The organism is Streptomyces sp. AM8-1-1 (genome assembly GCF_032229325.1).
GTDB lineage: Bacteria > Actinomycetota > Actinomycetes > Streptomycetales > Streptomycetaceae > Streptomyces > Streptomyces achmelvichensis.
On sequence record NZ_CP135086.1, the window covers coordinates 470,529 to 485,379 of the forward strand.

General features: G+C 68.9%; 14 protein-coding genes and 1 pseudogene. 11 read left to right on the top strand and 4 right to left on the bottom strand.

The genetic code is table 11. The annotated features are described in order from the left end of the window. The first annotated feature begins 465 nt into the window (after positions 1-465). From RPQ07_RS02070 to RPQ07_RS02095, 6 genes are all read left to right on the top strand, one after another. Positions 466-1,677 (top strand): DUF418 domain-containing protein, encoded by a 1,212-nt coding sequence (locus RPQ07_RS02070; RefSeq protein ID WP_313942236.1) that lies wholly within the window; start codon positions 466-468, stop codon positions 1,675-1,677. Between the two features lie 227 nt (positions 1,678-1,904). Then, positions 1,905-2,570, top strand: a complete 666-nt coding sequence (locus RPQ07_RS02075) for a response regulator transcription factor (RefSeq protein ID WP_313942237.1) — start codon at positions 1,905-1,907, stop codon at positions 2,568-2,570. Next, positions 2,567-3,670, top strand: a complete 1,104-nt coding sequence (locus RPQ07_RS02080) for a sensor histidine kinase (RefSeq protein ID WP_313942238.1) — start codon at positions 2,567-2,569, stop codon at positions 3,668-3,670. Before RPQ07_RS02075 ends, RPQ07_RS02080 begins: the two co-directional genes overlap by 4 nt. A 174-nt stretch (positions 3,671-3,844) precedes the next feature. After that, complete coding sequence (locus tag RPQ07_RS02085) at positions 3,845-4,006, top strand: hypothetical protein (protein ID WP_313942239.1); 162 nt, start codon at positions 3,845-3,847, stop codon at positions 4,004-4,006. A 57-nt stretch (positions 4,007-4,063) separates the two neighbouring features. Next, on the top strand, positions 4,064-4,711 hold the full coding sequence (locus RPQ07_RS02090) for a histidine phosphatase family protein (RefSeq protein ID WP_313942240.1): 648 nt from the start codon (positions 4,064-4,066) through the stop codon (positions 4,709-4,711). Positions 4,712-5,180: 469 nt separating this feature from the next. Further along, on the top strand, positions 5,181-6,257 hold the full coding sequence (locus RPQ07_RS02095) for a mechanosensitive ion channel family protein (protein WP_313942241.1): 1,077 nt from the start codon (positions 5,181-5,183) through the stop codon (positions 6,255-6,257). A gap of 186 nt (positions 6,258-6,443) precedes the next feature. On the opposite strand, the gene RPQ07_RS02100 is transcribed toward RPQ07_RS02095, so the two are convergent. Beyond that, complete coding sequence (locus RPQ07_RS02100) at positions 6,444-7,859, bottom strand: phosphoesterase (RefSeq protein WP_313942242.1); 1,416 nt, start codon at positions 7,857-7,859, stop codon at positions 6,444-6,446. 22 nt (positions 7,860-7,881) lie between these two features. On the opposite strand from RPQ07_RS02100, the gene RPQ07_RS02105 reads away from it, so the two are divergent. Continuing rightward, positions 7,882-8,181 (top strand): hypothetical protein, encoded by a 300-nt coding sequence (locus RPQ07_RS02105; RefSeq protein WP_313942243.1) that lies wholly within the window; start codon positions 7,882-7,884, stop codon positions 8,179-8,181. Here the strand turns inward: RPQ07_RS02105 and nadE are convergent. Together nadE and RPQ07_RS02115 are read right to left on the bottom strand one after the other, a co-directional pair. Further along, positions 8,160-8,939, bottom strand: a complete 780-nt coding sequence (gene nadE, locus RPQ07_RS02110; RefSeq protein WP_313948750.1) for an ammonia-dependent NAD(+) synthetase — start codon at positions 8,937-8,939, stop codon at positions 8,160-8,162. The genes RPQ07_RS02105 and nadE overlap by 22 nt on opposite strands. A 208-nt stretch (positions 8,940-9,147) precedes the next feature. Next, positions 9,148-9,699 carry a DUF1707 domain-containing protein gene (locus RPQ07_RS02115; protein ID WP_313942244.1) on the bottom strand — a complete coding sequence of 184 codons (552 nt, stop codon included), beginning with the start codon at positions 9,697-9,699 and terminating at the stop codon, positions 9,148-9,150. Positions 9,700-10,008: 309 nt separating this feature from the next. On the opposite strand from RPQ07_RS02115, the gene RPQ07_RS02120 reads away from it, so the two are divergent. Beyond that, a complete protein-coding gene (locus tag RPQ07_RS02120) occupies positions 10,009-10,845 on the top strand; it encodes an alpha/beta hydrolase (RefSeq protein ID WP_313942245.1) in 837 nt (278 codons plus the stop codon). A 141-nt stretch (positions 10,846-10,986) separates the two neighbouring features. Here RPQ07_RS02120 and RPQ07_RS02125 read toward each other — a convergent pair whose 3' ends face one another. Beyond that, the gene (locus tag RPQ07_RS02125) at positions 10,987-12,012 is read right to left on the bottom strand and encodes a GlxA family transcriptional regulator (protein ID WP_413777691.1); all 1,026 of its coding nucleotides are present in this window, start codon (positions 12,010-12,012) and stop codon (positions 10,987-10,989) included. Between the two features lie 118 nt (positions 12,013-12,130). Between RPQ07_RS02125 and RPQ07_RS02130 the strand changes: the two are divergent. The 3 genes and pseudogenes from RPQ07_RS02130 (at position 12,131) to RPQ07_RS02140 (ending at position 14,775) form a co-directional block, all read left to right on the top strand. After that, positions 12,131-12,719, top strand: a pseudogene (locus tag RPQ07_RS02130) (isochorismatase family protein). A gap of 98 nt (positions 12,720-12,817) precedes the next feature. Continuing rightward, positions 12,818-13,498: a cysteine hydrolase family protein gene (locus tag RPQ07_RS02135; protein ID WP_313948752.1), complete on the top strand. Its 681-nt coding sequence runs from the start codon at positions 12,818-12,820 to the stop codon at positions 13,496-13,498. A 140-nt stretch (positions 13,499-13,638) separates the two neighbouring features. Continuing rightward, positions 13,639-14,775 (top strand): hypothetical protein, encoded by a 1,137-nt coding sequence (locus tag RPQ07_RS02140; protein WP_313942247.1) that lies wholly within the window; start codon positions 13,639-13,641, stop codon positions 14,773-14,775. Positions 14,776-14,851: the final 76 nt, after the last annotated feature.

A 14,851-nucleotide genomic window follows, 5' to 3' on the forward strand; every position in this document is an offset into this window, starting at 1 on the left:
GGCGGATGCACGCTCGGCCCGGAGCCGGGACAAACAATCCGCCTGCCACGAGGACATGATCAGTCGTCGATTCGTCGAACTGCGAGTACATGGTCGTTCACCTGCAGTCGGTGCGGTTCACGTCGAGATGTCCCTCGGTCCCACCGGACCGCGCATATCGGGGCTGGTAACAGATGTGGTAATCAAGGCAATTCCCCAGTGTAAACACTCCTCAACCCATCGGGTCGGCCCGATGGGACAGATCCGGCACAGGACTTCGGGATCCGGCAGGGCAAACGAATGCGGCTGCGAAATCGCGGCGTCGGGCGGCGCGGACAACCCCGGTCTGCCGACTCGCACGAAATCGGCCGGCAGACCCGAGGTACCCCCGCCGGTCGGCGGGGGTACTCCGGTCACCTGCCGGATGGTTGAAATCAACAATTTCCCGGAGATTGGTGCCCAATGAGACGCGTCTCCGCTCCGGGCATGCCGTCCGCGACAGTCGTGGACGACGCACCCGGCCACACCCCGTCAACGGGGAGGATGATCGGTCTCGATGTCGCGCGCGCCCTGGCAATCTTCGGGATGTTCGCCGCACACATCGGCCCCGAGCCATCGGTCGGCGGCCCGATGGGCTGGCTCATGGAGGTGGCGCGCGGTCGGTCGGCGGCGCTGTTCGCCCTCCTGGCCGGCTTCACCCTGATCCTGCTCATGGGCCGTCCGCAGCCGCGCACAGGGCGGAGCGGACGCCAGGCGGCAGGCCGCGTTCTGATCCGCGCCGCCGTTCTGATCGTCCTGGGCTACGCGCTGGTCCTGCTCGACACCGATGTCGACGTCATCCTGGCCTTCTACGGGCTGCTGTTCGTCCTCGCGCTCCCGCTGTACCGGCTGACGGCGAGGACGCTGGCGATCATCGCGGCGTCGACCGCTCTCGTCCTGCCTCAGGTGCTGTACCTGCTGAGGGCGGCTGTCGACGGCGGAAATTGGGCGGACACCCTGATCGACCTTGATCCGCTGGCCCGGATCACCGACTCCGACGGGCTTCTCGAACTGTTCGTGACCGGTGAGTATCCGGCGCTGACCTGGTTCTCCTTCATCGTCGCCGGCATGGCCCTGGCCAAGCTGGACCTCTCTCGCCGTGACACCCTCGTCAAGCTGGCCTGCACGGGCGCGGCCCTCGCCGTGATCGGCTACGGGGGATCGTGGCTCGCTCTGCACATGGTTCCCGGAGCTCGGGCAGCGGTCAGCGCCGCTGCGGGCGGTGGGCCTCCCGCTTCCGCGTGGTGGTCGGACGCCGTCGGTGAGGAGTTCGCGTCCGGGTATCCGGCCTGGCTGCTGGTGGCCGTCCCGCACAGTCAGACCACGTGGTCCATCGTGGGCAACACCGGTGTCGCGCTCGCCGTCCTGGCCGTCTGCTGCCTGACGGTTCAGCTCACCAAGGACCGCCCTCGGCTGCTGGCTCCGCTCGCCGCGGTGGGGTCGATCTCCTTGACCGCCTATGTCGCCCATATCGTGGCGATCCATTTCCTGGGCGCCGACAACCTGGAGGATCTGGACGGCTGGGCCCCACTGCCGGTGTTCCTCGCTTTCACTGTGGCGGCCATGCTGTTCGCCCTTCTGTGGACCCGCTACTTCCGTCGTGGACCACTGGAGTACCTCCTGCGTGCCGCCACCGCTCCGGCTCGCCGGATCACGTGACGGACAGCGGGGGATCCGTCCTGACGGCCGGAGCCTGCCGGTCTGAGTGGGCGCCGTGGCCACCGGGCCGAGGGAGCGGTCGCGCCGCGCCACGGCAGAGCGCCGGAGGCACCCCGCCGACCGGCTGGCGTCCCCCGCCACGCGGCCGCATTCGGCCTCCGGCACCCGCGAAGCGCCTCTCGGCATGGTACGAATCGGACAGTGGTCCGGTGGCGAATGGAGCACACGTGATCCGGGTAATGGTGGTCGACGACGAGGCCCTGATCCGTACGGGCTTCCAGCGCATCCTCGACGCGGCGGACGACATCACGGTCGTCGCCGCCGTTCCCGGCGGCCAGGCGGTCGAAGCGGTGAAGGAGCAACGTCCCGACATCGTGCTGCTGGACATCCGTATGCCCGACGTGGACGGACTCACTGTCCTGGCCGCCCTCCGCCGGCTGCCCGAGCCTCCCGTCGTGGCCATGCTCACGACGTTCGACATGGATGAATACGTGGCCACGGCACTGCGCTCGGGCGCTGCCGGTTTCCTGCTCAAGGACACCGACCCCGAAGAACTTCCGTTCCTGGTGCGCGACCTCGCGGGCGGCGACAAGGTCCTGTCGTCCAAGGTCACCCGGATGGTCGTCGACACCTATCTGGATGCCGGATCCCAGGAAGCGGCCGCCGGCAGCGTGGCACGGCTGACCGATCGCGAGCGCGATGTCCTCGTCCTCGTCGCCGAGGGGCTGTCGAACAACGACATCGCCACACGGGTCCACCTGAGCACCGGCACGGTCAAGGACCATGTGAGTGCCATCCTCACCAAGCTCGAGGTGGCGAGCCGCGTACAGGCCGCCCTGCTCGCCGAGAGGGCGGGCCTCCTCAAGCAGCCTCGGGACCAGGAGCGGGAATGAACGGCCGACACGTTCCCCCCGTCGTCGTCGACGCCGCCCTCGTCGCCGTCGCGCTCCTCGATGTCTGGGCCCACCTCGACGCCGACGAGCCGCTGCGTCTGGCCTTCGCCGTGGGAGCCGCCTTCTCCCTTCTGCTGCGCCGCCGCCTGCCTCTGCTCACCTTCCTGCTCACCCTGCCGGCCATCCTGCTGTCCGCCGCGATCTTCGCCGGGCTGGTGGCGCTGTACTCGCTCGCCTCGCTGTCCCGCAACCGCATCGTGCTGGGCTTCTGCGGCGTGGCATACGCGATCTGTGACATGTCGTCGTGGCCGTCGCCGGAGATCGACCTGACGGACACGTCGACCCTGATCACACTGGGCTACACATCGGCGACGGCGGCCGCGGCCTGCTTCCTCGGCCAGCTCGTCCAGGCTCGGAGGGACCTGTCGCTGCGGCTCAACGAGATCTCCGAGGCGCGTGACCACGAGCGGATGCTGACCGACCAGTCCGTGCTGGCCAAGGAGCGCGCGCAGCTCGCCCGGGAGATGCATGACGTGGTCTCCCACCAGGTCAGCCTGATCGCGGTACGGGCCGGGGCGCTCCAGGTCGGCAGCCAGGACGCCGAGGTCAAGGACGCCGCGGCCACGATCCGGGGACTGAGCGTGCAGACCCTCGAGGAGCTGCGGCACATGGTCGACGTCCTGCGCGCCTCCGGGGGGCGTCCCACGGAGTTGACCCCGCAGCCCTCCCTGGCCGACCTCCAGCAGCTGATCGACGGCAGCGGCATCGAGGCCGAGCTGCGGACGGACCTGCCCAACGGCGTCTCGCCGGCCGTCCAGCGCGCCATCTACCGCACCGTCCAGGAGGCACTGACCAATGTACGCAAGCACGCGCCGGGCGCCGCTGCGACGGTGAGCGTCCGCCACCAGGACGGCACCGTGCGGGTCACCGTCACCAACAGCGCTCCGACCAGGCCCACACTCAGCCTGCCCAGCGCGCGGTACGGCCTGGTCGGCCTGCATCAGCGTGCCGCGCTCCTCGGCGGCACCGTCACCTCCGGCCCGACGGCGGACGGCGGATACGAACTTCACCTGGAACTGCCGACCGACGGCAGAGCGTGACGGGTCCGCTCCCCTGCTCCGGGGCACGTCCGTCGCCGGGAAACCGCTGGTCGGGCACCGTACGCCGGTGTCTCGGGCGGCACGGTCGCCAGCCGGTCGGCGGGGGCAGTTCCGGACATCTGCCGGATGGTTGCCCCGGGCCGTTTCGCCGACGCTTGGCTTATGACGCACACCGTGGCTTCGGTCGTAGCGTCCGCCCCGGCGGACGACACCCGCTTCCGTGCGTCGTCGACAGGACGGCTGATCCGCCTCGACCGCTCGGCGACACCTTTCCGGCGGGGCTCACTCGAGTACCTGCTGCACGCCGCCACCGAACCCGCCCGCCTGATCACCTGACTCGCGGGAACCGGACCGGGCCCCTGTCATCTCGGCCGGCAGAAGGAGGTCAATGCCATGACCGTCACACTGACATTCCTGTGTGCGACCGCTCCGGCCCCCCTCACGGACACCCGCCTCGGAGACGGTCCTCAAAGCAAGCGCGCCGTGCGTGCGGCAGCCGCGGCGATAGCAGCACTGCCTCCCCACTCGCTGGCCGTCCGGGCGCCTTCGACCCGCTGCGCGCTGACCGCGTACAGCCTCGGGCTGGACACCACGCCGGAACCGGGGTTGCGCGACCTCGACTACGGCAAGTGGTACGGCAGCACGGTCGGCGACATCGTGGCCGACGACCCCTTCGGGCTCTCCGCCTGGCTCACGGACCCCGACGCCACACCCCACGGAGGCGAGTCGGTACGCGAGCTCTGTCGGCGGACCGCGCACTGGCTGAGCAGTGTCCCCACCGATGCCGGGCACGTACTGGCCGTCACCGAACCGGCGATCATCCGGGCCTCGCTCGTCCATGCCATGGCCGCACCGGCACGAGCGTTCTGGCACCTCGACGTGCCGTCGTCCGTGCTCTCCCTCACCTCGCGCGGCGACCGCTGGAGCTGGAGTACCCGGCTCGGCTACATCGCCCCCGTACAGCGCTGGCCGTCGGATGTGGAGCGTTCGCCCGCTGACCGAATCGACCGTGACGAGAGCCTCGTGTCTCTGCGATCGTGACCGTCGACAGCATGTCGTGCCGACGGGCCGGCCGCAGGAGCCGCTCTTGACCGCCGAAGAAACCTCGCACATCCGCCCCTTGATGGATGCAGGCCTGGTCCGGCGCCTGGTTGACACACAGTTGCGGGCAGGGGCTCCGCCCACGGTGTGCACACCTGCATGGCGTACTTCGCCGCGGTGCACGCCTGCATGGCGTACGCCGCCGCCAACCCTCGGTTGCCGAGCAGACCACCCGTCAGATCACCCGGGCCCTCGTCGGCCGGTGAGTTGCGCAACAAGTCGGTGGACCCCCTCGACTGTGACGCGAAGACCCCCGCAGATGCAGGAAGATGAGCGGACCGACGGTCGACGGGCGTCTCGTCACCGGCGGTTTTACATATTCCGGAACCGAGGCAGCAGGCGGCAACACGTTGACGACACATTGCATACCGGACGTACGATCCCTTCCTGATGCGGTGGGAGGCAACCGGTGAACCGCGATCTCACGCCGCACGACTGGATCGTCGCGGGAATCTGGGTGGCTGTCGGGCTCGCGGCAGGTCTCCTGCTGCGACTTCTCCTGCGCTGGCTGGGCAAGCACGCGACCCGTACGCGCTGGAGCGGAGACGACGTCCTCGTCAACGCGCTGCGGGCGCTGGTGCCGGTCGCCGCGCTCACCGGCGGGATCACGGCCGCCGCGGCGGCACTTCCGCTGACCGACCGGGTCAACCACACCGTCAACCAGGTCCTGTCGGGGCTCCTCATCCTCGCCGCCACCATCACGGCGGCGCGCGTGATCACCGGCCTGGTGCAAGCCGTCACGCAGTCACGGTCCGGTGTGGCCGGATCGGCCACGATCTTCGTCAACATCACCCGCGTCGTCGTCCTGGCCATCGGCTGCCTGGTCGTCCTCCAGACGCTGGGCATCTCCATAGCCCCGCTGCTCACCGCCCTCGGCGTCGGCGGCCTCGCAGTCGCGCTGGCTCTTCAGGACACCCTCGCCAACCTCTTCGCCGGCATCCACATCCTCGCCTCGAAGACGATCCAGCCCGGCGACTACATCCGCCTCACCAGCGGGGAGGAGGGGTACGTCGTCGACATCAACTGGCGCAACACCGTCGTACGCAACCTCTCCAACAACCTCGTCATCATCCCGAACGCCCAGCTGTCGAGCACGAACATGACCAACTACAGCCGCCCGGAACAGGAGATGACCCTGCTGGTGCAGGCCGGCGTCGCCTACGACAGCGACCTGGACCACGTGGAGCGCGTCACGTCCGAGGTCGTCAGCGAGGTCATGAAGGAGGTCGAGGGCGCGGTCCCCGACCACGAACCCGCCGTCCGCTTCCACACCTTCGGGGACTCGCGGATCGGTTTCACCGTGATCCTCGGCGTCGGAGAGTTCAGCGATCAGTACAGAATCAAGCACGAGTTCATCAAGCAGCTGCACAAGCGCTTCCGTCTGGAGGGCATCCGCATTCCCTCTCCGGCGCGGGCCGTCACCCTTCAGCAGAACGGCGTGGCCATCCCTCCGCAACGGGACGTGACGCTGCCGATGATCCCGTAGCCGTGTCCCGCAGGGGCGTGAGCCTCACGGGACACTGCGGGTCCTGAGTGAGTCGGCCGCTGCCGTGAACCAGAGGCCGGCGTCCCTGTCAGGGGGCGCCGGCCCCGTCCGCGCCTCCCTGCCGGGCGGCCATCGCCCGACGGAGCGCCAGGCGAAGGTGCTCACTCCTGTGAGACGCGGCAGTGGCTAACGGACCGCGACGAAAACCGGGTTCGAGTAGAACCACAGATCGTCCCACGGGCTCTCCAGCCCGTCCGCGAGGGGTTCCGCCTCGTCGGTGCTGGTGCCGCGGACCCGGGCGTAGAGGTCTCCCTCCACATTGCGCAGTGTGTGCCGGACGACGTAGTCGTCACCCCGCTTGCGCCAGTCGCGCGGGCCGAAACGCGCCACGACCTTGGTGGTCGGGTTGGTGTCGACGTCGAGCTGGGAACTCGGGCCGGTGACTTCACCGACGATCAGGTCCACACGCCGGACCTCCGGGCGGTCACCGTTGGCGTTCCTCCCCTTCAGGGGCCGGAACGTGATCTCGATGTCGACGTCCGTACGATTGCGGCTGCTCACGGTCAGGGTCTCGCCCATGGCCGCTTCACGGTTGCGATTGCTCGCGGTGAGATCGAGGCTGGTGATCAGGTCACCGGTGCCGACCCAGATCCGGCCGTTGCGGAGTCCGTCCATGATGTCGGCGTAGTCGTGGCGGGCAAGGACGTGGGTCTTGCTGTACTCGCCGGGCCAGAAGTCGGCGCCGCCGCGTGTCCAGTGCACATGGGAGTCCGACGTCGCGGTGATCCACCAGCGACGCCCCTCGCCGAGCAGGGAGTCCCACAGTCCGCCGACACGGGCCGTCATCTGGTCGAAGCCGCCGTGGGTCGGGTAGTTGCCGTAGCCACCGCGCGGGCCGCCGTTGAGCGGGCCCGCCTGGTGGCCGGGAGCGCCCTCGAAGCCGACGTAGATGTCCGGCGCCGTGTTGTTGCCGTTGCGGAACTCCCGCGGGGTGTCCTGGCCGTACACGCCGAGCCCGGTGGCCGACCGGGACGCGTGGTGCGCGATGACCAGCGGCTTGCGCGGCATGTCCTTGGCAGCCTTCAGGAACTCGATCATCTTGGCCTCGGTGTCGCGGCCTCGATCGGCGGGGAAGGCGTCGTGCTTGGCGAAGCGGCTTTCCAGCTCGAAGAGCTGCTGAGCCTCGTCACGGTGGTGTGGAATCATCAGGGTGTGGTGGTCCAGTGCCGGAGCGTCGAACTCCATGCCCCAGAACTGGAGGACTCCGGGGACGAGCACCCGTGAGCGGAGCAGGTCGGGATAGGCCTGTTCGATGTTCACCTTGGAGTGCGTCGGTCCACCGTGGTCGGTGCACATCACCCAGCTGAGCCCGAAGTGCTTGGCCATGATCGCGTTGGTGACGATCGGGTAGACGGCGTCGGCACCCTTGTGGAAGGTCGGCGGGTTCGTCGACGTGTCGAACTCGCCGCTGTACTCCGAGTGCACGTGGTGGTCGCCGGCTCGCCACACCCTTCTGCGCGCGTCGCCGGGTCTGGTATCGCTGCGGTCCTCTTCGGTCGCTGACGCCGGTCCGGCAACGGCGAGCGGGCTCGCGGCCGCCAACGTCGCTCCGACACCTGCGTACTTGACCAACCGACGGCGTGAGATCGCTGAAGCCTCAGGATCTTCGCTGTTCTTTGCCCTCACGGTGAAGCCTCTCGATCAGCTGCTGGGGAGCGACTGGCCGAGTCTCGAAGAGATAACCGAACAACGGATGAACGCCGAGCAGAAGGGTCACGAACAGCAGAACGCACGGCACGCCATGGCAGTCCGCGCGCACCAAGAACCGGCTACGGCAAAGGTGTTGATGAACAGACAGGTCTGCCGCGGCTCCCCCGGCCGCTCCTTCGTTCGCGACGCGACCTACGGGGCGACGGGCAGCTGACGCTTGTGATCGGTGAGGCGGTAGCGGCTGACGATCGCCTCGACGGTCCGCTCGTCCACCGGCTTGCCCTCCAGGAAGTCGTCGATGGCGTCGTACGAGACCCCGAGGGCGTCCTCGTCGGCCTTGCCGGGGTCGAGGGTCTCCAGGTCAGCGGTCGGGATCTTCCACACCAGCTCGGCAGGCGCGCCCAGCGCGTCGGCGACGGCACGCACCCGGCGCTTGGTCAGTCCGGTCAGCGGGACGAGGTCGGCGGCGCCGTCGCCGAACTTGGTGAAGAACCCGGAGACCGCCTCGGCGGCGTGGTCGGTGCCGACGACCAGGCCGTCGTGAGCACCCGCCACCGCGTACTGGGCGATCATGCGCTGCCGGGCCTTGATGTTGCCGTGCACGAAGTCCTGGTGGTGGTCGTCGCGGAAGCTCACGTCCGCGGCCAGCGAGGCCTCGAGCGCCGCATCGCTCGCGGGCTTGATGTCCACGGTGAGCACATGGTCGGCGCGGATGAAGGAGAGCGCGAGCTGGGCGTCGTGCTCGTCGGCCTGAACACCGTAGGGAAGCCGCATCGCATAGAACCGCGCTTCGTGCCCGGCTTCGCGGACCCGCTCGACGGCGAGCTGGCACAGCCTTCCGGCCGTGGTGGAGTCGACGCCGCCGCTGATGCCGAGCACCAGGGAGCGCAGGCCGGTGGTGGTCAGCTGCCCGGCGAGGAAGGCAACCCGGCGTTCGATCTCCCGCTCGGCCTCGAAGGTCTCGCCGACCATGAGTTCTCGGGCGATCTCCTGCTGGAGGGCGTTGGACGCCGGCTGGCTGCTCACTTCTGCTCCTTGTTGCGGTTCACGATGCGCTGTCGCCCGCCCACCCTACAGAGGGCCTTCCGGCAGGTCAGGGACGAGCCGGGCCTGCCCCACAGGCCCGGGCCGTGCGAGCAGATCCCCGCAGTGTCAGGTGTTCGTCCGTCATAGCCCGCTCTCAGCGGTTCCCACGCCTCGCGTGGCGGATCTTCAACCGCCCGAATCCCATGGCCCCGGAGATCCGGATGGTCGGCCCGCCTGGGCCGGAGCGCCGCGGGGGCTCGTAGACCATGTCCTTCCATCCGGTGGTCAGGCCCTCGACGTCGACGATCGCGTCGCGGGGCACCGTGATCTTGGCCTTGCCGGTGCCGAGTTGCAGCTCGATGTCGATCACGGGGTCTTCGATGATGGCCCGGGACAGGTCCAGGTACACCCTGCCGAACGCGGAATGGACCTTGAGGATCCGCGGCACCCGCCACGCCCCGCGCCGCTTGATCCGTCCGCCCGCGGCGCCGATCGTGGACGTGGTGGCCGCCTTCTCCGCCGGGAGTGAGCCCAGGGCCGTCACGAGCTCGCTGCCCGTCCTGGCCGTGAGCACCCGGCCGAGGCGCTCGTCCATCTCCTCGTGCGAGATGTGCCCCTCGGCGTACGCCTCTTGCAGGCGTTGCACGGCGGAGTCGCGGTCGTCGTCGACGATCAGTCGCGTCGGGTCTTCCGGTAGGGACGTCACCGTTCCACCCTAAGGGCTGTCCCCTGATTCCCGGCGGGCACACGACGACAGCTGCGGCCCCTCGCCTCGTTGCCGGACCCCCGAACGCGACCGGTATGAGGACGACCCTCCGCCTTGCCATGCACCGCTTCGGCCGGCGGGCATGCCGTACCGGGGCGGGCCACCCCCTCACACCCCCCTCCGGGTGATCGGACACACGGCTGATGCAGTGCCCCGACGTCGGTCCTCCGAGCCCTTGGCGGTGCGGGGCCCCCGAATCCGGCATGATCGCTACCTTGGCCGGAGACGCGACCGAGAGGGGTAACGCCCGTGAGTGAATGGCAGCTGACCGAGACATTCCGCAGTACCTCCGGCGATGTCCGCTGGGACCGCCTCGGACCACCCGGTCGGCCACCGGTGGTCCTCCTCCACGGCACACCCTTCTCCTCGTACGTATGGCGCGCCGTCGCCCGCTCCCTCGCCCGCCGTCATCAGGTGTTCGTGTGGGACATGCCCGGTTACGGGGCATCGGAGAAGTCCGCCGGCCAGGATGTCTCCCTGGCCGCCCAGGGCAGGGTCTTCACCGAACTCCTGGCGCACTGGGGACTGGAAGAACCACTGGTGGTCGCCCACGACTTCGGCGGCGCGGTCTCCCTGCGGGCACATCTGCTGCACGGCGCCCGCTACCGCGCCCTCGCCCTGGTCGACCCGGTCGCACTGGCGCCGTGGGGATCCCCGTTCTTCCGGCTCGTCGGCGAGCACTCCGAGGTCTTCGAGCAACTGCCGCCCGCTCTGCACCACGCCCTGGTGCGGGAGTACGTGACGTCGGCCAGCAGCCCCGGGCTGCACCCGGCCGTCCTCGACCGGCTCGTCGAGCCCTGGCTCGGCGACCTCGGCCAGCCGGCCTTCTACCGGCAGATCGCCCAGGCCGACCAGCTCTACACCGACGAAGTGCAGGACCGGTACGGCGAGATCGGCATCCCGACGCTGGTGTGCTGGGGCCGCGACGACACCTGGATTCCCGTGGCGAAGGGACAAGAGCTCGCAGCCCGCATCCCGGGCGCGCGGTTCGAGCCGATCGCCGGTGCGGGCCACCTCGTCCAGGAGGACGCACCCGCCGAACTCACCGCAGCTCTCATCGACTTCCTCCCCCGGGCCGACCGGTAGGTCCGTCCCGACAACCCGGTAACCTGCGCGATCACGGCACCCGTCATGCCCGGTCACTGATCTTGCGGGTCGAGTGATCCGACGGCAGTGCGTGGGAGCCCCGCAGCTCGCCCGAGAGCCGCGACCGACACCCGGCACGGCTCAGAGGCGGGACACGGTCTGGAAGCGACGGCGGTATTCCGTCGGGCTGGTGTTGAGCGTACGGCGAAATGCTCGGATCAGGGTGTCGATGGTGCCGAACCCGCACGCCGACGCGATGCGGTCCAGCGTGTCGTCCGTCGATTCGAGCCGGTGGCGGGCCAGTTCGACGCGGGCGGATTCGATGTAGGCGGCGGGAGTCATCCCGAGCTCCGCCCGGAAGACGCGGGCGAGCTGCCGCTCCCCCAGATGCGCGGCTGCGGCGAGATCCGCCACGCTGATCGGCTGTCGCAGGTTCTCGTTGATGTAGTGGCGGATCTCCTCGATCCGGCGGGTCGTGGAGACCGGTTCGAGAGGTACCGAGAACTGACTCTGCCCGCTGGGCCGCTTCAGGTACATCACCAGTTGCCGGGCGACGCGCAGCGCGGTGCTCTCGCCGAAGTCCTCCGCCACCAGGGCGAGGGCGAGATCGAGGCAGGCGCTGATCCCGGCCCCCGTCCAGACGTTCCCCTCGCGGATGAAGATGGGATCCGGGTCCACGCGCACAGCAGGGTGGTCGGCGGCGAGCTGCGGCGCGGTGGACCAGTGCGTGGTGGCGCGCTTGCCGTCCAGGAGTCCCGCGGCGGCCAGGAGGTGCGCCCCGACGCACACCGAGGTGATGCGACGGGACCGCGCGGCGAGGGCCTTGACCTGCACGACCACGTCACGGTCGACGACGGCGCGGATGCGGCGGTTGCTGTCGATGGTGACGGACCCGGGCACCAGGACCGTGTCGATGTTCTGCGTGACGGCGTCGGTGAACGTGATGTCGGGCATGATCCGCACACCTGTGGAGGTGGTGACCGGATCGAGGGTCTCGGCGGCGAGCAGGACCCGATAGCCCGTGGCGTCGTCGGTTTCCCGCCGGACCAGGGCGAAGACCTCTGGCGGGCCGGTGACGTCGAGGAGATCGACACCCTCGAAGAGAACGATCACGACGAGACGTTCGACGATGCGCACGGTATGTCCCCCTGGGCCGGCTTCGGGCATGTCCGATCCTGCAAGTTACATGACATTGCCGTCACTTGAGTGGGCGTCATAGCGTCAAGAGCGCAGCCTGCCGGACGGGGCGGGCTGCACTCCATCGCCCCATTGCAAGGGATAGCTCATGTCTGCAACCACGCTCCGCCGGCTCAACGGATTCGATGACACCCCCGCGAAGCTGGCCGGCTCCACCCTGATCCTGGTCGACTACCAGAACACGTACACACAGGGCGTGATGGAGCTGGAGGGCTGGCAGACCGCCCTCGACGCCGCCGCGCTGCTCCTCGCCCGGGCCCGTGAAGCCGGAGCGACGGTCATCCACGTGGTCAACGACGGCGGCGAGGGCACCCCGTACGACATCCGAGCCGAGATCGGCCGGATCCACCCGTCCGTGGCGCCGGTCGGGGATGAGCCGACCGTCGTCAAGACAACCCCCAACGCCTTCCACGAGACCGGCCTGGGCAAGCTGGTCGACGGCGCCGGGAACAACGATCTCGTCATCGCCGGGTTCATGACGCACATGTGTGTGCAGTACACGGCGGCCGGGGCGTTCCTGCGCGGCAACCGCCCCACGGTCGTCGCCGACGCGTCGGCGACCCGCCCTCACGGCCGCGGGCAAGGGCGTCACCGCCGAACAGCTCCACGAGGGAGCGCTGGCCACCGTCGAGGACCTGTACGGCGTCGTCGTTCCCACTGCTGACGAACTGGGCTGATCACCATGACCGAGACCAGCACCCGAAGCGCGAAGAAGCCCTCGGCGGCCCGCGTGGGCGTCGGACTTGTCGCTGCCGCAGCCGTCGGCGCCGCGGCCATGTTCGTCGGAGTCCGGCTCACGGACGACGAGAAGGACACCGCGGCCGCCGTGTCCGCCGAGGCTGCGGCCGGCGCCGCCGTGGATCTGTCGGGGACGACGACGCTGCGCACGCTGAACAAGCTCCCGGCGAAGCCCGCCGCCCTCAAGGACTCGACCCTGATCCTGGTCGACTACCAGAACACGTACACCAAGGGGACGATGGAACTGGAGGGTTGGGAGCCCGCCCTCGACAAGGCCGCCGATCTGTTGAAGCGCACCCGCGCGGCCGGCGGAAAGGTCATCCACGTCCAGAACGACGGCGGAAAGGGCACTCCGTACGACGTCACCGCCGACATCGGCAGAATCCACCCCAAGGTCGCGCCGGTCGACGGTGAGCCGGTCGTCACCAAGAAGGTCCCCAACGCCTTCGTCGGCACGAACCTCGGCCAACTGGTCGACAAGGCCGGGAACAAGAACGTCGTCATCGCCGGGTTCATGACCCACATGTGCGTCACCTTCACCGCCGAGGGCGCGTTCCTGCGAGGCAACGCCCCCACCGTCGTCTCCGACGCCTCCGCGACCCGGCCCCTGCCCACCCCGGGCGGCGGCGTGTCCGCCGCACAGGTCCACCGGGGCGCACTTGCGACCATCGGCGACCTCTACGGGGTGGTCGTCGAGTCCGGCGCCGAACTGACCTGACCGCCCGCAACCAGCCACCGGCTCCGCCCTCCCCCCTTCTCCCCCCGCTGGGGCGGAGCCGGCATCTCCCCCCACCGCACGACCGTCTTCGTCCCCGCCCGGGGCCGAGGGCAAGCACATCCATTAGGGAGAAGAAGCACGTGGCTACGCGCAGAAGTTTCCTCGGTACGGCCTCGGCTGTCGGTGCGGCAACGCTCCTCGCCAACGGCCAGGCCTTTGCCGCCGAGGACGCCACCGCTCTGGCAGCCGTCACCGAGCGGGAGGCGCGGGACTCGATCCTCGCGGTCAACGCGGGGATGCGTTCCCACTACGCAGCACTCAAAGCCGAGCTGATCAAGCAGCTCAGCCCGGTCATGGTCGTCCAGAACGACAACAAGGGTGGCAGGTTCACCCTGATCCACGGCGGCAAGCAAGAGGCCGTCCAGCCCGTCTCGGAGATATTCGAGATGGCCAAGTCCATAGCCCACGTTCCCCTGGGCATCTTCTCGGTCCTCGCCGCCTATCTGGGTGAGAAGGTACCCAACGTCCCCAACGCTGCCCGGATCGATCCGCACGACCTGGCTATGGTCTCCATGAAGACCGGGACCGGATGGATCACCCCGCTGCTGGAGTACCAGAAGACCCTCGGCGTCGCGAAGGGCAACCTCAAGGACGCGGCACTCCCCGCAGGGCTGACCAAATCCTGCGACGAGTTGCTCAACAAGGCGAACATCTTCATCGACGCGGCCGTCAAGACGAAGACGTTCGACATGAAGTCGTACCAGGACTTCGCGAAGGCCGCGTTCGCCAACGTGGGCGTCAACATGGAACACGCCTCGGCCGCGCAGATCGCCGGGGTGCAGGCCCTGCTCAAGAAGTGGCGGGCACAGATCGGCGAGGCCGCGTGGGCGGACCTGTACGTAGGCGTTCTCTCCCAGTGGACGACGTCCGTCCTGAACCAGAACACCATCATCATCAAGCCGCACATGAACGCCAAGAAGGTCGACACCCACCTGATCGACTTCCCGACCACGTCGCCGCCGGCCGACCCGGTGTTCACCGTCCTCGACAACATCGCCCGCATCGTCCAGGACAACATCGCCGCCGAGCTGGTGTTCGTCTCGGACACCGTCATCGCCGACGCCCTCAAGGGCAAGCAGGACCTGCTGTCCACGGAGATCCTCGAACAACTCGAGAAGCCCCTCTCCGCCTCGTCGGCGACGCAGGCCGCATTCGCCACGACCGGGGCGGCAGCGATGACCTGCCCGATCACCGGGCGGACGGTCGCCCAGGTCTGATCCGCCGTCCTCTGCCACTCACCGCAGAGGATCAGCAGGGCTCCGGGGGGAGACCAACACGGCACCACCCGTGCCC